This window comes from Rathayibacter caricis DSM 15933 (assembly GCF_003044275.1).
Lineage (GTDB): Bacteria > Actinomycetota > Actinomycetes > Actinomycetales > Microbacteriaceae > Rathayibacter > Rathayibacter caricis.
In genome coordinates this window covers 2,491,012-2,517,843 of sequence record NZ_PZPL01000001.1, presented here as the reverse complement: position 1 = coordinate 2,517,843, position 26,832 = coordinate 2,491,012, and the positions used below count along the sequence as shown (strand labels likewise).

The window sequence follows — 26,832 nt, the reverse complement described above, 5'->3', positions numbered from 1 at the left end:
TCATTTGGCATAGCGGATCCTCGGGTCGAGTACGGCGTAGAGCAGGTCGACGAGGATGTTCACCACGAGGTAGAACAGCACCATGACCGTGACGAAGGAGACGACGGTCGGCCGCTCCCCTCGGATGATCGCCTGGTAGAGCGTGTTCCCGACTCCGGGAACGTTGAAGATGCCCTCGGTGACCGTCGCACCGACGATCAGCAGGCCGAAGTCGGCGCCGAACTGGGTCGTCACCGGGATCAGCGAGTTGCGCAGGATGTGCACGGGCACGACGCGCTTGCGCGAGAGTCCCTTGCTGTAGGCGGTGCGGACGAAGTCGGAGCCGGCGGTCTCGATGACCGAGCCGCGCGTGAGGCGGATCGCGGAGGCGACCACGAACAGCGCGAGCACGATGGCGGGCAGCAGGAGCCGCTCGAACGTCGGCGACCCGCCGACCGTGGGCGAGAACCAACCGAGCTGCACGGCGAAGAAGGACTGGGCGATGAAGCACAGGACGAAGATCGGCACCGACACGAGGAGGAGGCTGACGACGAGCGCGCTGGCGTCGAAGAACGAGCCCTTCCGCAGTCCGCTGATCAGGCCGATCGTGAGAGCGACGACGATCTCGATGACGATCGCCATCATGGCGAGGGTGAGCGTGACCGGGAAGGTGCGGGCGAGGATGTCGTTCACCGACTGCCCGGAGAAGGAGATGCCGAAGTCGCCGCGGACGACGCCGCCGAGGTAGTAGAGGTACTGCACGATGAACGGCTCGTTCAGGTGGTACTGCTCCTCGAGGCGCGCGAGGAGCGCGGCGTTCGGGGTCTTGTCGCCGAAGAGGGCGAGGAGGGGGTTCCCCGGCATGGCGAAGACCATGAAGTAGATCAGGAACGTCGTCCCGATCAGGACGGGGACGGCTTGCAGGATGCGTCGGACGATGTAGGCGAGCACGTCAGCCCTGCCTGTTCCGGTGTCGCATGGTGGACCTCATTCGATCGTGACCGAACAAGGCGCTCCGCCCGCGGGAACGGTCGTGCCGTCCCCGCGGGCGAAGCGCCCGTCGTGTCTGATGTCAGCTCTTGGTGATCTGGTAGAACAGCGGAACCGAGTTCCATCCGAACTCTACGTCGGACACGGTCTCGCTGTAGCCACCGGTCACGTTGGCGTACCAGAGCGGGATCGAGGGCAGGTCCTGGAGCAGGACCTCCTGAGCCTTCTGGTAGTCCTCGTTCGCGGTCGCGAGGTCGGTCTCGGCCGAGCCGTCGGCCAGGAGCTGGTCGAACTCGGGGTTCGAGTAGTCACCGTCGTTCGATGAGGCGTTGGTCGCGTACAGCGGGCCCAGGAAGTTGTACAGACCCGGGTAGTCGGCCTGCCATCCGGTGCGGAACGCGGTCTCGATCGAGCGGTCGACGATCTTGGTGCGCGCCTCGGCGAAGGTCGGGTAGGCCTCGCCCACCGCGTCGATGCCGAGCGTGTTCTTGACCGCGTTCGACACGGCGTCGACCCAGCCCTGGTGGCCGCCGTCGGCGTTGTAGGCGATCGAGAAGGTGCCCGTCCACGGGGAGATCGCGTCGGCCTCGGCCCACAGCTTCTTCGCCTCGTCGGGGTTGTACTCGAGCACCTCGGCGCCCTCGAGGGAGTCGCTCCAGCCGTCGATCACCGGGGAGGTGAAGTCGGAGGCGGGGGTGCGGGTGCCCTCGAAGATGACGTCGGTGATCTGCTCGCGGTCGAAGGCCATCGAGATGGCCTGGCGGCGGAGCTTGCCCTCTTCACCGCTGAAGTGCTCGAGGCGCTCCGGGATCGTGAAGGACTGGAAGACGGCGGAGGCCTGGTTGACCGCGCGGTCGCCGAGGTCGCTCTCGAAGGTGCCGAACGCGGAGTCCGGGATCTGGTCGATCACGTCGACGTTGCCGGCGAGCAGGTCGGCGTACGACGCGTCCTGGGTCGCGTAGAACGTGATGGTGATGCCGCCGTTGACCGGGACGCGGGGTCCGTCGTAGTCGGGGTTCACGACCAGGTCGATCTGGACGTCGTGCTGCCACGCGCCCTCGCCGTCGAGCATGTACGGGCCGTTGCCGATCGGGTTCTCACCGAAGGCGTCCATGTCGTCGTAGGCGACGCTGGGCAGCGGGTAGTAGGCCGAGTAGCCCAGACGCTGCGGGAAGTCCGACTTGGGGGCCGAGAGCGCGACGGTGAACGTCGTGTCGTCGACGACCTTCAGGCCGGTCAGCTCGGTGTCCTCGTCGTAGCTGAAGCCCTCGATGTCCTCGAAGAAGTAGCTCTGGAGCTGCTCGTTGGAGTACTTCGCGCCGTAGTTCCACGCGTCCACGAAGGACTGGGCCGTGATCTCCTCACCGTTGGTGAAGGTGCGGCCCGACTCGATCGTGATGGTGTAGTTCTGCGCGTCGTCCGACTCGACCGACTCGGCCAGGTCGGGCTGCGCCGCGCCCTCGGCGTCGTAGTAGTAGAGACCGGCGAAGATCTCGTCGAGGATCTTGCCGCCGCCCACCTCGTTGGTGTTGGTCGGGACCAGCGGGTTCTGCGGCTCGGAGCCGTTGGTGAGGATGATCGCGGCGGAGTCTCCGGCCGCATCTCCCCCGCCGTCGTCGTTCGAGCTGCTGCAGCCGGCGAGGACCAGGGTGCTCGCGGCGACGAGCGCCAGAGCTCCGAGGCCGAAACGTCTGATTTTCACTATTCCTCCAGTGGTGTGAGGGCGCACGGGAAGTGATTTCCCGGATGCTGTGGTGGCCGCGCGCGTAGCGACGGCGTCGGCGCACGAGAGACTGTTGGCCCCCGCGCGAGTGCCGTCCACGAGACTATGCATTGGCGCGCTATGACAACAAAAGCACCTGGAAACCGTTACACAGCAGTAACAGCGAAGTGAACTTTGCATCGCAAAATGCAGGATTCGAGCGCCAAACAAGGGTGTATCGCAAATATCAATCGTTTCGAGGAGGTCTCATTAATGGCGCACAGCGTGCAAGATTTGAACAGCGGTTGGCGCGTTCGGGTCGAGATCCTGCTCGTCCTGGGGCTGTCGCTCGGCGCCTCCGCGATCTACTCCGTCGTCTCGATCACGAATCGGCTCACGCGCGGCGTCGCGCTGTCGGAGCAGACGGCGACGCTGAACGGAGCACTCAGCGACCGCCCGGTGTTCGACCTGATCTACCAGCTGCTGGCGCTGTTCTTCGACCTGGTGCCGGTGGCTCTCTGCGCGTTCCTGCTCTGGCAGAGCTCCGGGCGGCCGCTCGGGCGGCTGGGACTGGATCTGCGGCATCCGCTGCGCGATCTCGGCACCGGGACCGTGCTCGCGATCGCGATCGGCGCCCCCGGGATCGCGCTGTACGCGGTCGGACGGGCCCTGGGCGTGACGGTGGCGGTCGTCGCGTCTCCGCTGGACGCGTACTGGTGGACCGTCCCCGTGCTGATCCTCTCGGCGATCCGAGCGGGGATCCAGGAGGAGGTGATCGTGGTCGGCTACCTCTTCGCGCGGCTGGGCGACCTCGGCTGGGGACGGTGGCGGATCCTGTTCGCCAGCGCGCTGCTCCGGGGCAGCTACCACCTCTACCAGGGCATCGGGCCGTTCCTCGGCAACGTGATCATGGGCGTGGTGTTCGGACTGTTCTACCAGCGGTTCGGACGGACGCTGCCCCTGGTGATCGCGCACTCGATCATCGACATCGTGTCGTTCGTGGGGTACCCGCTGGCGGTGGCGCTCTGGCCGGAGCTGTTCGCGGCGCCGGAGCCCGCTTCCTAGCTGGAGCCCGTACGCAACCGAGGTTCAGAGCGTGGGAGGCAGGGTCTGACCGTCTTCTGCCGCGGATCGACCTCGGTTACCGACGCTCACCGTGCTGCCGACCGGACCAGAGGTGCTCCTTGCGCTGGACGAGACCCCTGATGACGTCTTCGGTCCGCTCCCACGAGGCGATGATCTGACGGGTCGAGAGCCGGATGCAGAGGTACCCCTGAGCCGCCAGCTCGAGGCTCCGCCGGTAGTCCTCCTCGAGCTGGTGGGAGCCGGAGTGGAATGCACGGCCATCGGGCTCGAACACGAGCCGCTCCCCCAGAAGGACGTCGACCCGCCCCACCCGGGGGATCGGCACCTGCGACCTCACGCGGACGCCCAACCGGCGACCGCATCGGCGCACCCTCGTCTCCAGACCGGACTGGGACAAGGGGTCCACCTCGTCGAACACCCACTGCCTGCCGGTGGGCGCGAGACCGCGCAGTGCGAGGAGATCATCGAGCGCGATCGCGCCCGAGTTCACGGCGCTGTCGAACGTCATGAGGGCGTTCTCGCCGTCGACGCAGGCGAGCAGATGGAGCAGGGAGGAGCGGAGGCCGTCGAGCGACGACGTCTCAGGACCGCATCCCTCCCACGCGCGCCAATGCAGCACCGTGCCGTCGCCTGCTCGGCGCTCTGAGGAGTGGGGCGGGACGGCGACGTGCAGTCGGCCCGTCTCGAGCACCCAGAGGCCGCGAGCGTCCAGGCCCGAAGCGCAGCTGAGAACGCCGCCGGCTGCAACGGCGCGGCGCTGAACGAGCGCAACGGCGGGAAGCGCGAACCATCCGCGTCTCAGCCGAAGGACGGCTCCGGAGTCGACCGCCGCTCGAAGATCGCGCGCCGTAACTCCGGCGCGAGCGAGCTGCGCCGTCGTCGCGACTCCGTCGAGTCCTGCCAGGACATGCATGAGGCGTTCCACGGCATCACGATCGCCGGATGCGCACTCACCTGAGCACGTTCAGCGACGATCCGTGGACTGCACGCCGCGGCGACCTCATGGGGAGGACCGTCCGTGTTCGCAATCGAGGGTGGACGAGGCGGAAGACGGGCAGAACGCCCCGCTCCCGCATTTCAGCCTCGGTTGCGGACAGGCACCTGCCGGCCGATCAGGCGAAGGCCTCGATCGGCGGGCAGGCGCAGACCAGGTTGCGGTCGCCGAAGGCCTGGTCGACGCGGCGGACCGGCGGCCAGTACTTGCCGCGCACGAGCGAGCGGACGGGGTAGACCGCCTCCTCGCGCGAGTACGGGTGCGTCCACTCGCCGGTGACGAGGCACTCCGCGGTGTGCGGGGCGTTGCGCAGCGGGTTGTCGTCCACCGGCCACTCCCCCGCACCGACACGGTCGGCCTCGGCCTTGATGCCGATCATCGCGTCGATGAAGCGGTCGATCTCGGCGAGGTCCTCGCTCTCGGTCGGCTCGACCATCAGCGTCCCCGCGACGGGGAAGCTCATGGTGGGGGCGTGGAAGCCGTAGTCGACGAGGCGCTTCGCGACGTCGTCCACGGTCACTCCGGTCGCCGCGGTGAGCGGGCGGATGTCGAGGATGCACTCGTGCGCGACCAGGCCGTTCTCGCCCGTGTAGAGCACCGGGAAGTGCTCGCGCAGGCGCGCGGCGACGTAGTTGGCCGAGAGCACGGCGGCGCCGGTCGCAGCGCGCAGGCCGTCCTCGCCCATCATCCGGGCGTAGGCCCACGAGATCGGGAGGATGCCCGGGCTGCCGTAGGGCGCGGCCGAGACCGGGACGCCGCCGTGCACGACGGTCTCGCCGTGCTGGCCGATCGCGTGCTCGAGGCGTTGCGCGAGCGGGTGCCCGGGCAGGAACGGAGCGAGGTGCGCCTTGGCCGCGACGGGTCCCACTCCGGGGCCGCCGCCGCCGTGCGGGATGCAGAACGTCTTGTGCAGGTTGAGGTGCGAGACGTCTCCGCCGAAGTCGCCGAACCGCGCGAAGCCCAGCAGCGCGTTGAGGTTGGCCCCGTCGACGTAGACCTGCCCGCCGGCCTCGTGCACGAGTCGGCAGATCTCGGAGACCTCGTGCTCGTAGACGCCGTGCGTCGACGGGTACGTGATCATGAGTGCCGCGAGGTCCGCCGCGTGCGCGGCGATCTTCGCGCGCAGGTCGTCGAGGTCGACGTTGCCCAGCTCGTCGCAGGCGACGACGACGACGCGCATGCCCGCGAGCACCGCGCTCGCCGCGTTGGTGCCGTGCGCGCTCGAGGGGATGAGGCACACGGTGCGCTCGAGGTCGCCCTGCGCGCGGTGGTAGCCGCGGATCGCGAGCAGACCCGCGAGCTCGCCCTGCGAGCCCGCGTTGGGCTGCAGCGAGACGGAGTCGTAGCCGGTGAGGTGCGCGAGCCAGCGCTCGAGCTGGTCGATCAGCGCGAGCGAGCCCTGCACGTCGGCCTCGGGGGCGAACGGGTGCAGGTTCGCGAACTCGGGCCAGCTGACCGCCTCCATCTCGGCGGCGGCGTTGAGCTTCATGGTGCACGAGCCGAGCGGGATCATGCCGCGGTCCAGCGCGTAGTCGGCGTCGGCGAGGCGCTTGAGGTAGCGCATCATCGACGTCTCGCTGCGGTGGGTGGTGAAGACCGGGTGCACGAGGAACGGGGTGGCGCGCTCGAGCGCGACGGGGATCGAGCGCGCGGATGCGGCGAGGAAGCCGTGCGCCGAGTCGAGATCGCCGATCGCGACCGCGAGTGCGACGACCTCGGCGGTCGTCACGGTCTCGTCGAGCGCGACGGCCACCGTGTCGGCGTCGACGAGGCGCAGGTCGAAGCCCGCCTCGCGTGCCCGGGCGACCGCCGCCTCCGCGCCCTGCGGGACGACGACCGAGACGGTGTCGAAGAAGTCGGCGTGACGGAGCGAGTGACCGCGGTCGAGCAGGAGCCGCGCGAGCAGAGCGGCCCGCGAGTGCACCTGCTCCGCGATCCGGGCGAGGCCGTCGGGGCCGTGGTAGACGGCGTACATCGCGGCCATGACGGCCAGGAGGACCTGCGCCGTGCAGATGTTCGAGGTCGCCTTCTCGCGGCGGATGTGCTGCTCGCGGGCCTGGAGGGACAGGCGGTAGGCGGGGTGCCCGTCCGCGTCCTGGCTGACTCCGACGAGACGGCCGGGCAGCTGGCGCTCGAGGCCCTTGCGGACGGCGAGGTAGCCGGCGTGCGGTCCGCCGAAGCCCATCGGGACGCCGAAGCGCTGCGAGGTGCCGACCGCGACGTCCGCCCCGAGCTCGCCCGGCGAGCGGACGAGGGTGAGGGCGAGCAGGTCGGCGGCGACGACTCCGAGGCCGCCGTGGGCCTTCACCGCGGCGAGCACCGCGGAGGGGTCCCAGAGGTGGCCGGAGGCGCCGGGGTACTGCACGAGGGCGCCGAAGCACTCGGGGACCTCGGCGGCGGACGTCCGCGAGAGCGGCAGCTCCACGACGCGGATCCCCACCGCCTCCGCCCGCCCGCGCAGCAGCGCCAGGGTCTGCGGCAGCGCGTCGGAGTCGACGACGAAGACGTCGGAGCGGGCCTTGGAGGCGCGACGCGTCAGCAGCATCGCCTCGACGACGGCGGTGCCCTCGTCGAGCATCGAGGCTCCGGCCGTGTCGAGACCCGTGAGGTCCGAGACCATGGTCTGGAAGTTGATCAGCGCCTCGAGCCGGCCCTGGGAGATCTCGGGCTGGTAGGGCGTGTAGGCCGTGTACCAGCTGGGGTTCTCGAGGACGTTCCGCTTGATGACGGCGGGCGTGAGCGTGCCGTGGTAGCCGAGGCCGATCAGCGGGCGGCGCACGGTGTTGCGGGCCGCGAGGGCGCGCAGCTCGGCGAGCGCCTCGGTCTCGGTCGCGGGCTCCGGCAGAACGGGGGCCAGGTCGCGGACGCGGATCGACTCGGGGACGGCGGCGGTGACCAGCGCGTCGACGGAGTCGTAGCCGAGGGCGGCCAGCATCGTGCGCTGGGCGTCGGCGTCGGTCCCGATGTGCCGGGACTCGAACTCGGAGGGGGTGCGGGGGGTCGACATCTACTCTCCGACCAGCTCGCCGTAGGCCGCGGCGTCGAGCAGGCCGTCGGGCAGCGCGTCGAAGCGCACCTTGATGAGCCAGCCCTCGCCGAACGGGTCGGAGTTGACCAGCTCGGGGCTGTCGACGACGCCGGAGTTGACCTCGAGCACCTCGCCGTCGACCGGCGCGAACAGCTCGCCGACGGACTTGGTCGACTCGATCTCGCCGACGACGCTGCCGCCCTCGACGCGGGAGCCCGCGTCGGGCAGCTCGACGAAGACGACGTCGCCCAGCTTGTCGGCGGCGTAGGCCGTGATGCCCACCGTCGCGACGTCACCGTCGACGGCGATCCACTCGTGATCGGAGGTGTACTGCAGGTCGGAGGGGACGGCCATGTCAGATCTTCTTTCTGGAGTAGAAGGGGAGGGCGGTGACGGTCATGGGAAGACGGCTGCCGCGGATGTCGACGGCGACGACGGTGCCGGGCTGCGCCTGCGCGGGGGCCACGTAGGCCATGGCCACGGGGACGCCGAGCGTGGGCGAGAGGACGCCGCTGGTGACGACTCCGATCTCGTCGCCGCTCTCGGAGAAGACGGGGTAGTCGGCGCGGGCGGCACGGCGGCCCTCGCCGACGAGGCCGACGAGCACGGGAGCGTCCCCGGCGGGGCCCTCCTCGCTGGCGGCGCGGCCGACGAAGTCGATCGGCTTGCCGAAGGCGACGACGCGGCCGAGGCCGGCCTGCGCGGGGAAGATCTCACGGGAGAGCTCGTGGCCGTAGAGCGGCATGCCCGCCTCGAGGCGCAGCGTGTCGCGCGCGGCGAGTCCGGCCGGCACGAGGCCCGCTCCGGCGCCCGTCTCGGCGAGCGCCTCCCACAGGGCGGGGGCGGTGTCGGGGGCGACGTAGATCTCGAAGCCGTCCTCGCCGGTGTAGCCGGTGCGGGCGATGAGGATCGGATGCGCCTCGAAGGTCGCGGGCACCGCGCGGTAGTAGCGCAGCTCCTCGAGCAGGCGAGCGGCGTCGTCGGTGTCGAGCACCGACTCCGCTCCCCGCTCGGTCTCGACGGCGAGGCCCTGCACGTTCTGCAGGATCTCGAGCGACTTCGGGCCCTGGATCGCGATCAGGGCGACGTCGTCGCTCTCGTCGAACAGCTCGCAGTCGAACATGGCCGTGCGGTCGCGCAGCTGCTCGGCGACCACGTGCCGGTTGGAGGCGTTCGCGACGACCATGAAGCGGTCCTCGCCGGTGCGGTAGACGACGAGGTCGTCGATGACGCCGCCGGTGCGGTCGAGCAGGAGCGTGTACTTGGCGCGACCGACGGCGACGGCGCTCAGGTCGCTCGCGAGCGCGTAGTCCAGGGCGTCCACCGCCTCGGGGCCGACGACCAGGATCTCGCCCATGTGGGAGAGGTCGAAGAGGCCGGCGGCGGTGCGCACCGCGTGGTGCTCGGCGAGGTCGCCGGAGTAGCGCACCGGCATCCACCAGCCGGCGAAGTCGGTGAAGGAGGCGCCGGCCGCCACGTGCACGTCGTGCAGCGGGGAGCGGCGCGGCTCGGGGGTCTCGGCGGGGAGGGTCGTTCGGATCTCGGACATGAGTTCTCCAATTCGTCGCAGTGCTGCGCACGCGCCCGCACAGGTCGATGGTGCGAGGCACAGCAGTGCCGTGGGAACTCCCCCTCTGTCGGGATGCCTGAGAGGTTCACGCCGCTCGGAGCGGCGCTTTCACCGTGGGCTGCCCCGTCGGAGTGAGCGCACCGCGCAGGCGGCTCGTCGCTCCGCGACGCATTTCCAGAGTGGCCAGTTCGACGCGGTACAAGACCTGAGAGATTGGCGGGGAGGCTTGCTCCTTCGGTGCCGACGGAGTCGGCTCTCCCGCGTCGCGTATGCGGCCCGGTATTCGGTTGTCCGCTCACCCTAGCGGGGTGCCGCGTGCGCTGTCCTCTCCTCCGAGATGCCACTTCGGTACGGCTCCCTCGGCGTGTCCCGTTCCGGAGTGGCATCTCGCGGAGAGCACGAAGGGTCTGGTGTTCGGGTCGGAGTGACACTAAGCTCGCGGCAGCACTTACAGTCAGTGCGACTCTTAGTAGGGATCCGCCATGGACGAAGCACTGCCGCGGCTCGCCGTCTCGACCGTGATCTTCGCGTTGCGCCCGCACCCCGAGACCGGGGCGAGCACCGTCTGGATCCCCGTCGTCCGCCGCATCCGCGAGCCGTTCGAGGGCCTCTGGGCGCTCCCCGGCGGCCCCCTCCGTGCCGAGGAGGACCTCGCCGAGGCCGCCCGCCGCACTCTGCGGGAGACCACCGGACTCGGGCCCCGCTACCTGGAGCAGCTCTACGCCGTGGGCGGCCCCGACCGCTCCCCCGGCGAGCGCCGCGTGGTCTCGATCGTCTACTGGGCTCTCGTGCGCACCTCCGAGGCCGACGAGGCGATCGTGGGCGAGAACGTCACCTGGCTGTGCACCGACCTGCCGCTCGAGCTGGCCTTCGATCACGGGCTGATCGTCGACTACGCCCTGTGGCGTCTGCGCAACAAGATGGAGTACTCCCGCATCGCGCAGGCCTTCCTCGGCGAGACCTTCACCCTCGCGCAGCTGCGCGAGGTGCACGAGGCCGTCCTGCAGAAGCCCCTCGACCCGGCGAACTTCCGCCGCACCATCGAGGCGTCCAAGACCGTGGTACCCACCGAGCAGCGGCTGGCGGGCACCCGTCACCGCCCTCCGCGGCTGTACCGCTACGACGAGTCCGTGGCACTCGTCGACAACGGGCCGCTGCCGGTCTGAGCAACCCACCGGCTCCGCCCGTCCGTCCGCACCATCCGAGGAGAGACACGTGACATCCGTCGACAGCACCATCCAGCTCATCGAGCGCGGAGCCCCGGGCGAGACCTGCGCCCCCGAGCTCGCCGACGCGCCCTGGTCGTTCGACCTCGGCCTCCCCGCCTACGGCCCCGGAGCGTCGCAAGCCGATCCGATCCCCGCCGAGGCCCCCGTGCAGGGCCGGCTCCCCGAGGAGTACACCGCGGCGAGCGCCGACGAGCTGCACCGCCGCATCCTCGACGCGAAGCGGACGCTCGGCGACCGGGTCGTCGTGCTCGGCCACTTCTACCAGCGCGACGAGGTGGTGCAGTACGCCGACTTCGTGGGCGACTCCTTCCAGCTCGCGAAGGCGGCGAAGAGCCGTCCGGACGCCGAGGCGATCGTCTTCTGCGGCGTGCACTTCATGGCCGAGACGGCCGACATCCTCTCGCGCCCGGAGCAGGCCGTGATCCTGCCCAATCTCGCGGCCGGCTGCTCGATGGCCGACATGGCCGACATCGACTCGGTCGAGGACGCGTGGGCCGAGCTCACCGAGCTCTACGGCACCGAGCCGGACGCGGACGGCCGCGTGCCGCTGATCCCGGTCACCTACATGAACTCCTCCGCCGCGCTGAAGGCCTTCTGCGGTCGGAACGGCGGAGTGGTCTGCACCTCCTCGAACGCCGCCACCGTCCTCGAGGACGCGTTCGCGCGCGGGCAGCGGGTGCTCTTCTTCCCCGACCAGCACCTGGGCCGCAACACGGCCAAGGCCATGGGCGTGCCGCTGGAGCGCATGCCGATGTGGAACCCGCGGAAGGCGCAGGGCGGCTCCGACGTGCAGACGCTCCTGGACGCGCAGGTGATCCTCTGGCACGGCTTCTGCTCGGTGCACAAGCGGTTCACCGTCGGCCAGATCGAGAAGGCGCGCGCCGAGCACCCCGGTGTCCGCGTGATCGTGCACCCGGAGTGCCCGATGGCGGTCGTCGACGCCGCCGACGAGTACGGATCCACGGACTACATCGTGAAGGCGATCCAGGCCGCCCCGGCGGGCACGACCTTCGCGATCGGCACCGAGATCAACCTGGTGCAGCGCCTCGCCGTGCAGTACCCGCAGCACACGATCTTCTGCCTCGACGACGTCGTCTGCCCGTGCTCGACCATGTACCGCATCCACCCCGGCTACCTCGCCTGGGTGCTCGAAGGCCTGGTCTCCGGCGTCGTGCACAACCGCATCTCGGTGGACGACTCGGTGAAGGCCGAGGCGGAGATCGCGCTCGAGCGGATGCTCGCGGCCGTTCCGCCCACCGGCCCGACGGCTCCGACGGCGGCCTGACGTGTCGCGGGTCGTCGTCGTCGGCAGCGGGATCGCGGGGCTCGTGACCGCGCTGCTCGCCTCGCGCCGCCACGAGGTGGTGCTGGTCACCAAGGGCGCGGTCGCGGAGTCGAGCACGCGCTGGGCGCAGGGCGGGATCGCCGCGGTCACGTCCGCGGAGGACTCCGTCGCCCTGCACATCGAGGACACCCTGACCGCCGGAGCCGGGCTCTGCTCGCGCTCGGCCGTCGAGGTGCTCTGCTCCGAGGGGCCGGCCGCCGTGGAGGCGCTGCTGGCGTGGGGCGTCGGCTTCGACCGCGACGGCGGGGACCTCGCCCGCGGACTCGAGGCGGCGCACTCGCGCTCGCGCATCCTGCACGCGGGCGGCGACGCGACCGGCTCGGCGATCGAGGAGGCGCTCGTGCGGGCCGTGCGGGCCGCTCCCGTGACCGTGCTCGAGCGCACCGCCCTGGTCGATCTCGTGCGCCCGGGGCCCGCGGTGGTGGGCGTCGACGTCCTCCGGGACGGCTCCGTCGAGCGGATCGACGCCGACTCGGTCGTCCTCGCGACGGGCGGCGCGGGCCGGCTGTTCAGCCACACGACCAATCCCGAGGTCGCCACCGGCGACGGGCTCGCCGCCGCCCTGCGCGCCGGAGCCGAGGCGGCCGACCTGGAATTCTACCAGTTCCACCCCACGGCGCTCGCGCTGCCCGGCGGCTTCCTCGTCTCGGAGGCGGTCCGCGGCGAGGGAGCGGTGCTCCGCGACGCCGCCGGCGAGCGCTTCATGATCGGCGTCCACCCCGACGCCGAGCTCGCGCCCCGCGACGTCGTCGCCCGGGCCATCGCCGAGCGGATGCTCCGCCAGGGCGGCCTGCCCGTGCACCTCGACGCCCGCCACCTCGACCCCGCGGTGCTCGCGAAGCGGTTCCCGAGCATCTCGGCCGCCTGCCGGGCGAACGGCCTCTCGCTCGCCGAGGACCTCGTGCCCGTGACTCCGGCCGCGCACTACTGGATGGGCGGCGTCGCCACCGATCTCGACGGGCGCACCAGCCTCCCGGGCCTGTTCGCCGTCGGCGAGGTCGCCTGCACCGGCGTCCACGGCGCGAACCGGCTCGCCTCGAACAGCCTGCTCGAGGGCGTCGTCTTCGCCCGTCGGACGGCGGAGGCCCTGGACGCGACCGCCCCGGCGACAGCGCCCGCCGCGGTGGCACGACCCGTCACTCCGCTCGCCCTCGACCGCTCGGCGCTGCAGGCGGCGATGTGGGCCGGAGCCGGGGTGTCGCGCGACGCCTCGGGGCTCGAGAGCGCCCGGGCGGCGCTCCGCGGCGCCGAGGCCCCCCTCTCGCTCCGCACTCTCGAGGACGCGAACCTCGTGGAGTGCGGCCGGGCCCTGATCGAGGCGGCCCTCGCCCGATCGGAGTCGCGCGGCGCCCACCACCGCACCGACCACCCCCTCACCGAGGCGACCGCGTACCGCGTCGCCGGAAGAAGAAAGGTCGCCGTGCCGTGCTGACCCGTCAGAGCATCGAACGACTCGTCACCCTCGCGCTCGAGGAGGACGCCCCCTGGGGCGACATCACCACCGAGACGCTGATCCCGGCCGACGCGACGGCGTCCGCGCGGCTCGTCGCCCGCGAGGCGGGGGTCTTCAGCGGCGGAGCCGTCCTGGTCGGCACGATGCTGCAGGCCGACTCCCGCATCCGCACGAGCGTGCTGATCGAGGACGGCGCGTCGTTCGCCGCGGGCGCCGTGCTCGCCGAGATCGACGGTCCCGCCGGCGGCGTGCTGCGCGGCGAGCGCGTCGCGCTGAACCTCGTGCAGCGGATGAGCGGCATCGCCACCCTCACCGCGTACTACGTGAAGGCGGTGGAGGGGACGCGCGCGCGGATCGTCGACACGCGGAAGACGACCCCGGGGCTCCGCGCGTTCGAGCGCCACGCGGTGCGCAGCGGCGGCGGACGCAACCACCGCTCCTCGCTGTCGGACGCGATCCTCGCGAAGGACAACCACCTCGCGATCCTCGCCCAGCGCGGCATCGACCTGACGGCCGCGCTGCAGGCGGCGCGGGCCGCGGTGCCGCACACCACCCACATCGAGGTCGAGGTCGATCGCCTCGAGCAGATCGAGCCGGCGCTCGCCGGAGGAGCCGACACGATCATGCTCGACAACTTCGCTCCGGAGCAGCTGCGCCAGGGCGTGACGCTGATCGGCGGCCGGGCGGTCGTCGAGGCCAGCGGCGGCGTGAACCTCGAGACGGTGCGGGCCATCGCCGAGGCGGGCGTCGACGTGATCTCGGTCGGCGCGCTCACGCACAGCGTCCGCTCGCTCGACCTCGGGCTCGACATCGACATCGAGGCGCCCGCTCCGTGATCTACCTCGACCACGCGGCGACCTCGCCCGTGCGCCGCGAGGCGCTCGAGGCGATGTGGCCGTTCCTGACGGGCGAGTTCGGCAACCCGTCGAGCAGTCACGCGCTGGGCGAAGTGGCGGCGCGTGCGCTGGAGGAGGCGCGGAGACGCGTCGCCCGGTTCCTGGGCGGGCGCGCCTCCGAGACGCTGTTCACCGCCGGCGGCACCGAGTCGATCAATACGGCGGTCAAGGGCGTCGCGCTCGGGGCGCCCCGGGAGCGGCGGATCGTGATCTCGGCGATCGAGCACGAGGCGACGGTGGAGTCGGCCGACTTCCTGCGCCGCGTGCACGGCTTCGAAGTCCTCGTGGCGCCGGTCGACTCCGTCGGTCGGCTGGACCTCGAGGCGCTGGCCGCTCTGCTGACGCCGGGGACCGCGCTCGTGTCGATCCTGGCCGCCAGCAACGAGATCGGCACGGTGCAGGACGTGGCGGCCGTGGCCGCGCTCTGCCGCGAGCAGCGCATCCCGCTGCACGTCGATGCGGTGCAGGCGGCGGGCTGGATCGACCTGCCGTCGATGGGGGCCGACGCGGTCTCGATCTCGGGGCACAAGCTCGGCGCTCCGAAGGGGGTCGGCGCGCTGATGCTGCGCAGTCGACTGCCGTTCGAGCCGCTCCTGCACGGGGGCGGCCAGGAGCGGGACCGGCGCTCGGGCACCGAGAACGTGGCGTTCGCCGTCGCGCTCGGCACCGCGGTGTCGCTGGTCGACCCGTCGCGCGCCGCTCGTGTCGCCGCGGTGAGGGACGCCTTCGCGGAGAGGGTCGCCGCGCTCGCGCCCCGGGCGGCCGCTACCGGATCGGCGGAGCACCGACTGCCGTCGATCGCCTCCTACGTCGTGCCCGGCCGCAGTGGCGAGTCGATCCTGCTGGCACTGGAGGAGCGCGGAGTGGTGGTCTCGAGCGGCTCGGCCTGCGCGGCCGGTCGCGACGAGCCCTCCGACGTGCTGCTCGCGCTGGGGATCGACCCGCGCGTCGCCCAGACCGCGGTGCGGTTCAGCTTCGGAGCGGAGTCGACGGCGGAGGACGCCGAGCGCGCCGCGTCGGCCTTCGCGGAGGTCGTCGAGCGGGCCTGATCCCGCGGACGGCGACGGATCTCGCCCGATCGGGAATGTCGGAGGCACCTGGGAAGGTTCTGACACCTCGAGCCCTGCGCGACCGGCACCGACGGCGCCGCCGCGATGCGCAGCAGATCGTCGTCGCCTCCGTGCGACCTCGCACCCGCCTCACCAGACACCTGCACGACCTCACGACCGGAGACCCTGTGACCGAGCGCACCCTTCCCGAGACGCGGGAGTCCGCCGCACCCCGAGACCGCACGCCGGCGCCGTCCGCCGTGCTCGAGCCGCGCAGCCGCCTCGTCATCAGCCTGCTGCTGGTGTCGGCGTTCGTCGTCATCCTCAACGAGACGATCATGAGCGTGGCGCTGCCCGACCTCATGCGCGACTTCGGCGTCGAGGCGCACGTGGGCCAGTGGCTGTCGACGGCGTTCATGCTGACGATGGCCGTCGTGATCCCGATCACCGGCTACCTGATCCAGCGCCTGCACACGCGCACGCTCTTCGCGGCCGCCATGACCCTGTTCAGCCTCGGCACGCTCAGCGCCGCGCTGGCCCCCACCTTCGAGGTGCTGCTGGCCGCGCGCGTCGTGCAGGCCGGCGGCACGGCCATCATGATGCCGCTGCTGATGACCACGGTGATGACCCTCGTCCCGCCGTCGATCCGCGGCCGGATGATGGGCAACATCTCGATCGTGATCTCGGTCGCCCCCGCCGTCGGCCCGACGATCTCGGGCGTCATCCTCAACTTCCTCAGCTGGCGCTGGATGTTCTGGATCGTGCTGCCGATCGCGGTCGGCGCACTGCTCCTGGGCCTCCGCAAGGTGGAGAACGTGACGGAGCCGCGCAAGATCCCGATCGACTCCCTCTCGGTCGTGCTCTCGGTCTTCGGCTTCGGCGGCCTGGTCTACGGCCTCAGCTCGCTCGGCGAGGGCGGCGAGGCGGTCGTCGCTCCATGGGTGCCGTTCGTCGTCGCGGGCCTCGGCCTCGCCGGCTTCATCCTGCGCCAGCTCTCGCTGCAGCGGACCGACCGCGCCCTGCTCGACCTGCGCACCTTCACCTCCGGCGGCTTCACCGTGGCCATCGTGATGATGGCGGTCAGCATGTCAGCGCTCTTCGGCACGCTGATCCTGCTGCCGCTCTACACGCAGAACGTCCTCGGGCTGACGCCGCTGGAGACCGGTCTGCTGCTGCTCCCCGGCGGGCTGCTGATGGGCCTGCTGGCGCCGTTCGTCGGACGCGGATACGACCGCTTCGGGCCGCGCGTGCTGCTGGTGCCCGGCTCGGTGGTCGTCGCCGCCGCGCTGTGGGGCTTCACCTTCCTCGACGAGAACTCGTCGTCGATGTTCATCCTGTCGCTGCACGTGGTGCTGAGCCTCGGGCTGGCGTTCGTCTTCACTCCGCTGTTCACCGCGGGCCTGGGCTCGGTGAAGCCGAAGTTCTACTCGCACGGCAGCGCCATCATCGGCACCGTGCAGCAGCTCGGAGGCGCGGCCGGCACGGCGCTGTTCGTCACCGTGCTCTCGATCCAGTCGGCCGCGCTCGCCCGCGAGGGCGCCGACCAGGTCACGGCCTCGGCCGGAGGGATCCACTCGGCCTTCGTCTGGGGAGCGTCCATCGCCTCCCTCGCGATCGTCGCGGCCTTCTTCGTCCGGCGTCCCGCCGAATCCGACGTCCCGCTGCCCGTCGGGCACTGACCCGTCGACCCGCCGTGCCCGGCCGCCCTCCCGCTCGCCGGGTCGGCTGCCGGGCACGCCGTGTTCACCCGCCGGACACCCGGTGCTCCTAGCGTGACGCCCCGGTCGTGCCCTCCCCCGCGCGGCCGGAACGGAGACCGGACGTGGAGACGCCCCTCGTGCAGGACCACCTCGACGCCGGCGCCCTCGCGGCGCCGCCCCGCACCCTCATCGACGTGCTGCGCGAGAGCGCCCGGCTCCACCCCGACGCCTCCGCCCTCGAGGACCCGGCGGGCGCCCTCAGCTACCGCGAGATCCTCGCCCGCGTCGTCGGAGCGGCAGGCGAGCTGACGGCCGCCGGAGTCCGGCGCGGCGACCGCGTCGGCGTCCGCATGGCGAGCGGGTCGCGCGAGCTCTACCTCTCGATCCTCGCGATCCTCGCCGCCGGCGCCGCCTACGTCCCGGTCGACGCGGACGACCCCGAGGAGCGCGCGCAGCTCGTGTTCGGCGAGGCGCGCGTGCGCGGCGTCATCACCGGAGCAGGCCGCTTCGAGCGGACAGCGGAGGAGCCGCCCGCCCTTCTCTTCACCGGGACCGCGCCGCACCCCAGCACCGCGTCGATCCCGCTGCTCCAGCCGCCCGCGCTCGAGGACGACGCGTGGATCATCTTCACCTCCGGCTCCACCGGCACCCCGAAGGGCGTCGCCGTCAGCCACCGCTCCGCCGCGGCCTTCGTCGATGCGGAGGCGCGGCTGTTCCTGCAGCAGGAGCCGCTCGGCCCGGGTGACCGCGTGCTGGCCGGCCTCTCGGTCGCGTTCGACGCCTCCTGCGAGGAGATGTGGCTGGCCTGGCGCCACGGCGCGTGCCTGGTGCCCGCACCGCGCTCGCTCGTGCGCAGCGGCATGGACCTCGGCCCTTGGCTGACGACCCACGGCATCACCGTCGTCTCCACCGTGCCCACCCTCGCCGCACTGTGGCCCGCCGAGTCGCTCGAGAACGTCCGGCTGCTGATCTTCGGCGGCGAGGCCTGCCCGCCAGAGCTCGCCGAGCGCCTCGCCGTCGAGGGCCGCGAGGTCTGGAACACCTACGGCCCGACCGAGGCGACCGTCGTCGCCTGCGCGGCACCGCTGGGCGGGCCGGGGCCCGTGCGCATCGGCCTCCCGCTCGACGGCTGGCGGCTCGCGGTCGTCGACGCCGAAGGCCACCGGGTGCCCGAGGGCGGGGTCGGCGAGCTCGTCATCGGCGGCGTCGGGCTGGCGCGCTACCTCGACGCCGCGAAGGACGCCGAGAAGTACGCCCCCGCTCCCCTGCTCGGCTGGGAGCGCGCCTACCGCTCCGGCGATCTCGTGCGCTACGAGGCCGAGGGCCTCGTCTTCCAGGGCCGGGCCGACGACCAGGTCAAGCTGGGCGGCCGCCGCATCGAGCTCGGCGAGGTCGAGTCCGCCCTGCAAGCGCTGCCGGGAGTGTCCGGAGCCGCGGCCGCGGTCCGCACCACGGCCGCCGGCAATCAGGTCCTCGTCGGCTACCTCGCTCTCGCCGCGGGCCGAGAGCTCGACCGCGACGCCGCCCTCACGCGGCTGCGCGCGGAGCTCCCGGCCGCGCTGGTCCCTCTGCTGGCCGTCGTCGACGAGCTGCCGACCCGCACCTCCGGCAAGGTCGACCGGGCGGCGCTGCCCTGGCCGCTCGCCGAGGCGGCGCCGTCGGACGACGCGCTGAATCCCGAGACCGCCTGGCTCGCCGCCCGCTGGCGCGAGGTCCTGGGCGTCCCGGTCGACGAGCGGGCCGACTTCTTCGATCTGGGCGGCGGCTCGCTCGCCGCCGCTCAGCTCGTCGCCCGGATCCGCGAGCGCGATCCGGAGTTCACCGTCGCCGACGTCTACGCGCACCCGCGCCTCGCCGCGATGGCGGCCGAGATCGCGAGCCGCGCGACCGGCCTCGGCCCCGTCTCCGACCACCGCATCGCGCCCGTCCCCCGGCGGATGCAGGTGCTGCAGACCGTGCTGGGCGCGCCGCTCCTGATCCTGGGGGGCGCGCGCTGGCTCGTCGCCCTGCTGACGGTCTGCTCGCTCCTGGATCTGCTGCCGGGCTTCGGATTCCTGCCCACTGTGTGGCCGGCGGTGCTCGTGCCCGCCTTCGTCCTGCTCTGCACGCCGTTCGGGCGCATGGGCCTCACCGTGATCGCCGCCCGCCTCCTGCTGCGCGGCGTGCGGGCGGGCGATCATCCGCGCGGCGGAGGAGTGCACCTGCGGCTCTGGCTCGCCGAGCAGGTCGCCCACCAGCTCGGCGCCGTGAGCCTGGCCGGCGCCCCCTGGGTCTCGTACTACGCCCGGGCGCTCGGCGCCCGGATCGCCGAGGACGTCGACCTGCACTCCCTCCCTCCGCTGACCGGCATGCTGACGCTCGGCCGGGGCGCCGCGATCGAGCCCGAGGTCGACCTGTCGGGCTACTGGATCGACGGCGATGTCGTGCGGGTCGGAGCCGTCCGCGTCGGCGCGGGCAGCACGGTCGGTGCGCGCAGTACCCTCCTCCCCGGCGCCCGCATCGGCAAGCACGCGCAGATCGAGCCCGGATCCGCCGTCTTCGGACGGGTGCCGGCAGGGCAGCGCTGGGGCGGCTCGCCCGCGCAGCGCCTGGGCAAGGCGAACGCCGGGTTCCCCGAGGAGCGGCCGCCCAGGGCCACCGGCTGGGTCTGGGCCTACGCGCTCGCGGCGGTGGGCCTCGCCGCCGTGCCGATCCTCTCGTTCGGCGCGGGCGTGGGAGTGGTCGCCGTCGCGGTCCAGGGCTCCGACACGCTCGCCGAGGCGGTCCCGCGCGCGCTCACCGCCCTCGTGCCCGCCGTCGCCGTCACGGGAGCCGCGCTCGCGGGTCTCGTGGTCCTCCTCGTCCGCCTGCTGGGCCTCGGCATCGAGCCCGGCACCCATCCCGTCCGCGGCCGGATCGGCTGGCAGGTCTGGTCGACCGAGCGCCTGCTGGATCAGGCGCGCACACTGCTCTTCCCGCTCTACTCCGGCCTCTTCACCCCCGTCTGGCTGCGCCTGCTCGGCGCGCGCGTCGGACGCGACGTCGAGGCGTCGACCGTGCTCCTGCTGCCCGCGATGACGACCATCCGCGACGGAGCCTTCCTCGCCGACGACACCCTGGTCGCCTCCTACGCCCTCGGCGGCGGCTGGATGCGCCTCGCCCGAGCCGAGATCGGCGAGCGCGCGTTCCTCGGCAACTCCGGCATGGCCGCTCCGGGTCACACCGTCCCGGCCGGCGGACTCGTCGCGGTCCTGTCCTCGGCCCCGCGGAAGTCCAAGGCCGGCTCTTCCTGGCTCGGCTCTCCCCCGGTGCGCCTGCGCCGGACCGTCGTCGAGGCGGAGGCGGAGCGCACCTTCCGTCCGCCGGCGCGGCTCCGCGTCGCCCGCATCGTCTGGGAGCTGTTCCGCTTCGTCCCCGTCGTCGTCTCGGTGGCGATCGGCTCGGGCGTCGTCGTCGCCCTGCTCGCGCTCGTCGAGTCGTTCGGCGCGATCGTCGCGATGCTGCTGAGCGGAGTCGTGCTGCTGGCCGCCGGAGCGGTGGCCGCCGCCGTCTCCACCGCGGCGAAGTGGCTGCTGATCGGGCGCGTCCGCGCGGGCGAGCATCCGCTCTGGTCCTCGTTCATCTGGCGCAGCGAGCTCGCCGACACCTTCACCGAGATGGTCGCCGCCCCGTGGTTCGCCCACGCGGCCGCCGGCACCCCGGCCCTCGTGTGGTGGCTGCGCAGCCTCGGCGCGCGCATCGGGCGGGGAGTCTGGTGCGAGAGCTACTGGCTCCCCGAAGCGGATCTCGTCGTCCTGGGCGACGGAGCGGCCGTCAATCGCGGGTGCGTCGTGCAGACCCACCTGTTCCATGATCGAATCATGAGCATGGATGCCGTGAGCCTGGACACCGGAGCGACCCTCGGACCGCACAGCGTGATCCTCCCCGCGGCGCGGATCGCCGAGCACGGCACCGTCGGCCCCGCGTCGCTCGTGATGCGCGGCGAGCTCGTGCCGGCGGGAAGCCGCTGGAGCGGCAATCCGATCGGACCGTGGCGCGACGTGCGCGTCGCCGACTACCACGCGCCCGTCGCGTGAGCCCCGCACAGCTCGGACTCGAGACCGCCGGCGACACCTACGTCCCCGGCATCGGCAACACCGGCTACCGCGTCGAGTCGTACGAACTCGAGCTCGACTACCGCGTCTCGAGCAACCGGCTCGCCGCCCGCGCTCTGATCCACGCTGTCGCCCTGCAGCCGCTGCGGCGGTTCAGCCTCGACCTCAGCCGTCTGCGCGTGGGCAGGGTGCGCGTCGACGGGCGCCGCGCCCAGCACGCGCAGACGCCGCACAAGCTGCGGGTGACCCCCGAGACGCTGCTGCGCACGGGCGAGCCGTTCGTCGTCGAGGTCGAGTACGGCGGTCATCCGGCACCGCGCGCGAGCCACTGGGGCGAGCTGGGCTGGGAAGAGCTGACCGACGGCGTCCTCGTGGCCTCGCAGCCGACCGGAGCCTCCACCTGGTTCCCCTGCAACGACGACCCCGCCGACAAGGCCCCCTACCGCTTCCGCATCACCGCCGAGGAGGGCTACGCGGTGGTCGCGAACGGCGTGCTGGTCGACTCGAGCGCGCGATCCGGCCGCAGGACCTGGCTCTACGAGCAACCGGAGCCGACGGCGACCTACCTCGCCTCGGTGCAGATCGGGCGCTACGCCCTGGAGGAGCGCGTGCTCGCGGGCGTCCCCGTCACGATCGCGCGTCCTGCGGCGCTCGCCGCGCGCTCGTCGCGCGACTTCGCTCCGCTCGGCGCGATGCTCGAGCTCTTCCAGCACCTCTTCGGCCCGTACCCGTTCGCGCGGTACTCCGTCGTCGTGACCGCCGACGATCTCGAGATCCCGCTCGAGGCGCAGGGCATGGCCGTCTTCGGCGCGAACCACGTCGACGGGCGCGGCGGCTCGGAGCGGCTGATCGCCCACGAGCTCGCCCACCAGTGGTTCGGCAACAGCGTCGGCATCGCCCGGTGGCGGCACATCTGGCTCAACGAGGGCTTCGCCTGCTACGCGGAGTGGCTCTGGTCGGAGCAGGCGGGCAGGCCCTCCGCCGACTCCCTCGCCCGCCGTCACCACGCCCTCCTGCGGGCTCAGCCCGAGGATCTCGTGCTCGCGGACCCGGGCCCCGTCTCGCTCTTCGACGACCGCGTCTACAAGCGCGGGGCGCTCACCCTGCACGCCCTGCGGCTACACGTCGGCGACGAGCCGTTCTTCGCCCTCGTGCAGGAGTGGACGCGCCGGCACGCCCACGGCGCGGTCACCGACGAAGACTTCCGGGAGCTCTGCACCGAGCTGCTGCCGGCCGGGGTGGACGAGCTGCTCGACACCTGGCTCCTCGACGAGGAGCTGCCCGCGCTACCGGCCCGCTGACACCAGCGAGTCGGCGAGCGCGTCGGAGTGCTCGCGCCGCCAGCCGATGATCGGACCGGTGCCGCGCCCCTCGACCGGGCCCAGCGCGACGCTGACGCGGAACGCCGGGTCGAGCCGCGGCTCGGCCAGTCGGAACCGCACCCCGTCGATCCGGGCCTCCGCCGCGATCCGCGACTCGTGGATGAGGACACGGTGCGGATCGACCGCGAGCCCGCGCCCGTCGGCCTTCAGCACCGCCTCGATCCGGGTCCAGTGCAGGATCGGATCGGCCGGCCGGGCCGCCCCGACCCAGAACGGCGCTCCCGCGACCCGGGTGATCTGAGCACCGCGCTCGGCGGACCCCGCGGCCGGCTCGATGTCGACCCCGACGACGCCCGCGCTGCTGGCGGCGACGACCACCGCACCGGCGCAGTGCGCGACGCTGACCGACAGCGTGGCGAGGAGCGGATCCGCACCCTCGAGCCTCGGGCGTCCGTGCGGTCCCGAGCAGCCCGCGCAGCACGCGACGACGTCGATCCCGGAGGCGCTCCCGCCGGTGAGCTCCGCGGCGAGCATCCGCAGCAGCACCCGTCCGAAGACGAAGCGCTCGGCGACGGAGGCAGCGGCCGTCGCCTCGTAGCGCTCCCGCTCCGCCGCGGTCAGCAGCGGCAGCAGGCGCTCGGCGTCGAGCGTCTGCTCGTCCAGCGCGAGCCAGCGCAGGTGCACCCCCGGCAGGTCGTGACCGTCGTCCCGGCCGGCCGCCGGCCGCGGCGCTCCCGCCGTGTCCGTCCCCCTCATGCGTCCCCCTCAGAACCGTCGCGCGGGGGCGATGTGCTCGCCCCGCTCGTAGACCTCGCTCGCCGGTCCCACGATCAGGGGATCCGGTCCGTGCGCTCCGACGACCTCGTCGTCGCGTCCGTCGTACTCGTACAGGCTCAGCACGTGCCGCATGGCCTCGAGCCTCGCCCGCTTCTTGTCGTTGCTCTTCACGACCGTCCACGGAGCGTCGTCCGTGTCGGTCGCGGCGAGCATCGCCTCCTTGGCGGCCGTGTAGTCGTCCCACTTATCGAGCGAGGCGAGGTCCATCGGCGAGAGCTTCCACTGCCGCACCGGGTCGATCATGCGGATGGTGAACCGCGTGCGCTGCTCCTCCGCCGACACCGAGAACCACAGCTTGACCAGGTCGATGCCGTCGCCGGCGAGCATGCTCTCGAAGAGCGGCGTCTGCCGGATGAACTCGTCGTACTGCTCCAAGGTGCAGAACCCCATCACGCGCTCGACTCCGGCGCGGTTGTACCAGGAGCGGTCGAACAGCACGATCTCGCCCGCGGCGGGCAGGTGCGAGACGTAGCGCTGGAAGTACCACTGCGTCGCCTCCCGCTCGGTCGGCTTCTCGAGCGCCACGACCCGGGCCCCGCGCGGGTTCAGGTGCTCGGTGAACCGCTTGATCGTGCCGCCCTTGCCGGCGGCGTCGCGCCCCTCGAAGACCACGACGAGTCGGCGTCCGTGCTTCTTGATCCAGTTCTGCAGCTTGAGCAGCTCGATCTGCAGCAGTCGCTTGCCCGCCTCGTACTCCTCGCGCGACATCCGCTCGTCGTAGGGGTAGCCCTCGCGCCAAGTGTCGATGCGCGTGCCGTCGCGGTGCAGCAGCACGGGATCGTCGTCGTCCTCGTCGAGCACGACGAGGTCTCGGGCGTCGTCGGGGGTCAGGGTGCGGAGGAGCTCGGGGTCGACGCGAGCGGTCTCGGAGGCGGCGGTCACGCGCCGACGGTAGACGCCTCCGGCGACGCGGGAGTGAACGGCCGGTGTCCTGGCGCGCCGTCCGGGCCGGACGTACCCTCGTCGCATGTGCCGGAACATCCACACGCTCCACAACTTCGAGCCCGCCGCGACCGACGACGAAGTGCACGCCGCCGCCCTCCAGTACGTGCGCAAGATCAGCGGCACGACGAAGCCGTCGAAGGCGAACCAGGAGGCGTTCGACCGCGCCGTCGCCGACATCGCGCACATCACGGGGCACCTCCTCGAGGACCTCGTGACGGCCGCGCCGCCGAAGGACCGCGAGGTCGAGGCGGCGAAGGCGCGCGAGCGCTCGGCGAAGCGGTTCGCGACGGCGTGAGCCTCAGGCGGTGAAGGCGGCGGGCGGCAGGTCCGTCTCGCCGGCCTCGAGCGCGTCCACGATGCGGGTCGCGACGGCCGCCGGAGCGAGACCCGCCCCGAACCGCGGCGCCTCGCCCGCGAGCGGATGCTGTGACAGCTCGGTCTCGGTGTGACCCGGCCGCGCGTCGATCAGCAGCACTCCCGCCTTCTTGTACTCGCGCGCCGACGCCTTCACGAACGAGTGCAGAGCCGCCTTGGAGGCGGAGTACGCGGCGAGGCCGGCCGTGGGCGCCTCGGCGACGACTCCGCTGATCGTGACTGCGAACGGCTCGCGGCCCTCGGAGGCGGAGGCCGCCAGCGGGGCGAAAGCGGCGGTCAGCACACGGATCGGCGCCAGAGCGTTCACCTCCACGAGCTCCTCGAGGACGGTCTCGTCCAGCTCGGCCGAGGGCCCGAAGGCGACGACGCCCGCCGCGATCACGACGCCGTCGAGCCGCCCGTGGCGCTCGAGCGCCTCGGCGATCAGCCGAGCGGGCGCGTCCTCCCCGCGGAGATCGGCGACCAGCGGCTGCTCCCCGAGGGACGCGTCGTCCCGTCCGCTGCGGAGGACGCGGGCGCCGCGGGCCTCCAGCTCGTCGGCGATCAGCCGGCCGAGCCCTCCCGAGGCACCGAGGACCAGGATGACCGCGTCGTCGAATCTGCTCATGCCCGGAGCCTAGCCAGCGGATCTGGCGCAGATCGGCACTTCCGCGACCGTCTCCCGCGCCCCTAGCCTTGTCGCCATGCCTCGACCCGAGACCAGTACTGTGCTGCGCACCCTCGTCGAGATCCTCGAGGACCCGGCGCCGATCAACCCCGGCCACGCCCAGCACGTCTCGGAGCTGATCCACGAGGTCCTGGCCGAGGACGCGCCGACCGGAGGCAGCCCCCTGCCGCTCGCCGCCCTCTCCCTCGAGGACCCGTCGGTGGAGGATCCCGCGCTGTGAGCGCGACGATGCACCTGCGCAGATAAGGCTGCGAGCCGGGATTCCTGCGCGAACTCCGACTTTTCGCCGCTGAGCCTTTTTCTGCGGGCCTGACCACTCCGACTGGTGCCCGCAGATCGCTTCAAGTCGCCCTCCACCTCGCCGGTAGACTCGGCGGGCTGAGACGAAGGGGGCTCCGGTGCAGCAGGACTCGACGGCCGCGGCCGGCTGGTACGCCGACGGCGACGGCACGCTGCGCTGGTGGGACGGCGAGCGCTGGACCGATGCACGGAAGTCCGCCACCGACGGAGCCTCGCCCCGCCTCCTCGACGGCGCTCCGGCCCCCTACCGGCTCCCGAACGCCGACGGCGCCGCCATCGTCGACGTCGTCGGCGAGTCCGACCGCATCGAGGAGATCGCCGCGGTGCTCGGACGGACCCTGAAGAAGGACGAGCGCCACGAGCAGCGGATCGACGTGCAGCTCGTCCCCGAGCCGGACCGCCCCGGCGACCCGACGGCCGTCTCCGTGCGGGCCGCGGGCCGGGTCATCGGCTACCTGCCCGACTCCGCCGCCTACCAGCCCCGGCTGGCGCGCATCACCGCCAGCGGAGTGGTGCCGACCACGGGTGGGCAGCTGACCGCGACGCGGACGAGCCGCGGACTGCGCGCCTCCGTCCGCCTCGCCCTCGTCGATTCCGAGCTGATAGCCCCCGCGAACACGCCGCCGACGACGCCCTACTCGCTCATCCCCTGGGGCCGCGGCCTCCAGGTGCTGCGCGAGGACGAGCACTTCGCGCAGCTCGTCGACGTCCTGCCCGGCGGCGGACGCGGCCTCGTGATCGTGACTCTCCATCCGCTCGACGACCGGATCGAGCTCCGCCTCGACGGCTCCCGCGTCGGCGAGCTCTCCCCCGCCGTCTCGCAGCAGTTCGCGCCGACCGTCCGGCATCTGCAGAGCCTCGGCCTGACCGCCGCCGCCCACGCCGCCCTCCGCAGCTCCCCGCTCCAGGCGGAGCTGACCCTGCAGGCCGCGCGCGCCTCCGAGCTGCCGGAGCACTGGGTCGACGGCCCGCCGGTCGTCCTGCCGCCGCTGGTGCCGGTGGCCGCTTCGTACGACCTGCCCGCCGCGTACGTGAAACCGCTGCGACCCACGCCGCTGACCTCGGAGGAAGCCGCCTGCGCGACGCGCCGGCTGGTCGCCTGGATCGTGGTCGGCACGTCCCTCCTCGTCGGCCTCTCGAGCTGGTTCATCGGGGACGTCCTGAACTGAGGGTGGCTCGTCGCTGTTCGCGAGGCTCCTCGGAAGCGGACCGCGCGCGTTGCGCCGCGACTCGGGGGTCGACCGACCGGCTGGCTACGCTGGTCTCATGCGCTCCGGGGAGGGGGTGCCGGA

At 72.2% G+C, this 26,832-nt stretch carries 21 protein-coding genes, 1 pseudogene and 1 riboswitch; of the genes and pseudogenes, 12 read left to right on the top strand and 10 right to left on the bottom strand.

All coding sequences use genetic code 11. The features are described 5' to 3' along the window. Nucleotides 1-930, bottom strand: coding sequence for an ABC transporter permease (locus C1I63_RS11705; RefSeq protein WP_107574894.1), 930 nt, complete (start codon nucleotides 928-930; stop codon nucleotides 1-3). A 121-nt stretch (nucleotides 931-1,051) separates the two neighbouring features. Continuing rightward, the gene (locus C1I63_RS11700; protein ID WP_077221923.1) at nucleotides 1,052-2,671 is read right to left on the bottom strand and encodes a peptide ABC transporter substrate-binding protein; all 1,620 of its coding nucleotides are present in this window, start codon (nucleotides 2,669-2,671) and stop codon (nucleotides 1,052-1,054) included. Between the two features lie 273 nt (nucleotides 2,672-2,944). Between C1I63_RS11700 and C1I63_RS11695 the strand changes: the two genes are divergently transcribed. Next, nucleotides 2,945-3,736 carry a CPBP family intramembrane glutamic endopeptidase gene (locus C1I63_RS11695; protein WP_107574892.1) on the top strand — a complete coding sequence of 264 codons (792 nt, stop codon included), beginning with the start codon at nucleotides 2,945-2,947 and terminating at the stop codon, nucleotides 3,734-3,736. A 76-nt stretch (nucleotides 3,737-3,812) separates the two neighbouring features. Here the strand turns inward: C1I63_RS11695 and C1I63_RS11690 are convergent, their stop codons facing one another. The 5 genes and pseudogenes from C1I63_RS11690 to gcvT form a co-directional block, all read right to left on the bottom strand. Next, complete coding sequence (locus C1I63_RS11690) at nucleotides 3,813-4,376, bottom strand: endonuclease domain-containing protein (protein WP_244907052.1); 564 nt, start codon at nucleotides 4,374-4,376, stop codon at nucleotides 3,813-3,815. Nucleotides 4,377-4,592: 216 nt separating this feature from the next. Then, nucleotides 4,593-4,670 (bottom strand): annotated as a pseudogene (locus C1I63_RS20450) (hypothetical protein); the annotation flags it as partial. 199 nt (nucleotides 4,671-4,869) lie between these two features. After that, nucleotides 4,870-7,758, bottom strand: a complete 2,889-nt coding sequence (gene gcvP / locus C1I63_RS11685; protein ID WP_107574890.1) for an aminomethyl-transferring glycine dehydrogenase — start codon at nucleotides 7,756-7,758, stop codon at nucleotides 4,870-4,872. Further along, on the bottom strand, nucleotides 7,759-8,133 hold the full coding sequence (gcvH, locus tag C1I63_RS11680) for a glycine cleavage system protein GcvH (protein WP_055788475.1): 375 nt from the start codon (nucleotides 8,131-8,133) through the stop codon (nucleotides 7,759-7,761). It lies immediately after the preceding gene. A gap of 1 nt (nucleotide 8,134) precedes the next feature. Beyond that, nucleotides 8,135-9,328, bottom strand: a complete 1,194-nt coding sequence (gene gcvT, locus C1I63_RS11675; RefSeq protein ID WP_055788472.1) for a glycine cleavage system aminomethyltransferase GcvT — start codon at nucleotides 9,326-9,328, stop codon at nucleotides 8,135-8,137. Between the two features lie 205 nt (nucleotides 9,329-9,533). Continuing rightward, nucleotides 9,534-9,620, bottom strand: a riboswitch (glycine riboswitch). 211 nt (nucleotides 9,621-9,831) lie between these two features. Between gcvT and C1I63_RS11670 the strand changes: the two genes are divergently transcribed. The 8 genes from C1I63_RS11670 to C1I63_RS11635 all read left to right on the top strand — a co-directional run bounded on the left by C1I63_RS11670 (nucleotide 9,832) and on the right by C1I63_RS11635 (nucleotide 22,395). After that, nucleotides 9,832-10,515, top strand: a complete 684-nt coding sequence (locus tag C1I63_RS11670) for an NUDIX hydrolase (protein ID WP_107574889.1) — start codon at nucleotides 9,832-9,834, stop codon at nucleotides 10,513-10,515. A gap of 49 nt (nucleotides 10,516-10,564) precedes the next feature. Then, nucleotides 10,565-11,863: a quinolinate synthase NadA gene (nadA, locus tag C1I63_RS11665; RefSeq protein ID WP_107574888.1), complete on the top strand. Its 1,299-nt coding sequence runs from the start codon at nucleotides 10,565-10,567 to the stop codon at nucleotides 11,861-11,863. Between the two features lies 1 nt (nucleotide 11,864). Beyond that, nucleotides 11,865-13,355, top strand: coding sequence for an L-aspartate oxidase (nadB, locus tag C1I63_RS11660; RefSeq protein ID WP_107574887.1), 1,491 nt, complete (start codon nucleotides 11,865-11,867; stop codon nucleotides 13,353-13,355). Continuing rightward, a complete protein-coding gene (gene nadC, locus C1I63_RS11655) occupies nucleotides 13,349-14,212 on the top strand; it encodes a carboxylating nicotinate-nucleotide diphosphorylase (protein WP_107574886.1) in 864 nt (287 codons plus the stop codon). The genes nadB and nadC overlap by 7 nt, the downstream gene beginning before the upstream one ends. Beyond that, the gene (locus C1I63_RS11650; protein ID WP_107574885.1) at nucleotides 14,209-15,321 is read left to right on the top strand and encodes a cysteine desulfurase family protein; all 1,113 of its coding nucleotides are present in this window, start codon (nucleotides 14,209-14,211) and stop codon (nucleotides 15,319-15,321) included. Before nadC ends, C1I63_RS11650 begins: the two co-directional genes overlap by 4 nt. 188 nt (nucleotides 15,322-15,509) lie before the next feature. Further along, nucleotides 15,510-17,000, top strand: a complete 1,491-nt coding sequence (locus C1I63_RS11645; protein ID WP_425326977.1) for a DHA2 family efflux MFS transporter permease subunit — start codon at nucleotides 15,510-15,512, stop codon at nucleotides 16,998-17,000. 143 nt (nucleotides 17,001-17,143) lie between these two features. Then, entirely contained in the window at nucleotides 17,144-21,076 is a 3,933-nt protein-coding gene (locus C1I63_RS11640; RefSeq protein WP_211315616.1) for a Pls/PosA family non-ribosomal peptide synthetase, read from the top strand. After that, entirely contained in the window at nucleotides 21,073-22,395 is a 1,323-nt protein-coding gene (locus C1I63_RS11635; RefSeq protein ID WP_107574883.1) for a M1 family metallopeptidase, read from the top strand. The genes C1I63_RS11640 and C1I63_RS11635 overlap by 4 nt, the downstream gene beginning before the upstream one ends. Here the strand turns inward: C1I63_RS11635 and C1I63_RS11630 are convergent. After that, entirely contained in the window at nucleotides 22,381-23,172 is a 792-nt protein-coding gene (locus tag C1I63_RS11630; RefSeq protein ID WP_107574882.1) for a 4'-phosphopantetheinyl transferase family protein, read from the bottom strand. The two genes, C1I63_RS11635 and C1I63_RS11630, sit on opposite strands and share 15 nt — an antisense overlap. Nucleotides 23,173-23,181: 9 nt before the next feature. Beyond that, entirely contained in the window at nucleotides 23,182-24,135 is a 954-nt protein-coding gene (gene ppk2, locus C1I63_RS11625) for a polyphosphate kinase 2 (RefSeq protein ID WP_372488107.1), read from the bottom strand. 85 nt (nucleotides 24,136-24,220) lie between these two features. Here ppk2 and C1I63_RS11620 point away from each other — a divergent pair, with 85 nt between their 5' ends. Then, nucleotides 24,221-24,493 carry a DUF2277 domain-containing protein gene (locus C1I63_RS11620; protein WP_107574880.1) on the top strand — a complete coding sequence of 91 codons (273 nt, stop codon included), beginning with the start codon at nucleotides 24,221-24,223 and terminating at the stop codon, nucleotides 24,491-24,493. Between the two features lie 3 nt (nucleotides 24,494-24,496). Here the strand turns inward: C1I63_RS11620 and C1I63_RS11615 are convergent, their stop codons facing one another. Further along, nucleotides 24,497-25,180 (bottom strand): SDR family NAD(P)-dependent oxidoreductase, encoded by a 684-nt coding sequence (locus tag C1I63_RS11615; RefSeq protein WP_211315615.1) that lies wholly within the window; start codon nucleotides 25,178-25,180, stop codon nucleotides 24,497-24,499. A 76-nt stretch (nucleotides 25,181-25,256) separates the two neighbouring features. Here C1I63_RS11615 and C1I63_RS11610 point away from each other — a divergent pair, with 76 nt between their 5' ends. Further along, nucleotides 25,257-25,460: a hypothetical protein gene (locus C1I63_RS11610; RefSeq protein WP_146168454.1), complete on the top strand. Its 204-nt coding sequence runs from the start codon at nucleotides 25,257-25,259 to the stop codon at nucleotides 25,458-25,460. 178 nt (nucleotides 25,461-25,638) lie between these two features. After that, on the top strand, nucleotides 25,639-26,709 hold the full coding sequence (locus tag C1I63_RS11600) for a DUF2510 domain-containing protein (protein WP_211315614.1): 1,071 nt from the start codon (nucleotides 25,639-25,641) through the stop codon (nucleotides 26,707-26,709). The last annotated feature ends 123 nt before the right edge of the window (nucleotides 26,710-26,832 follow it).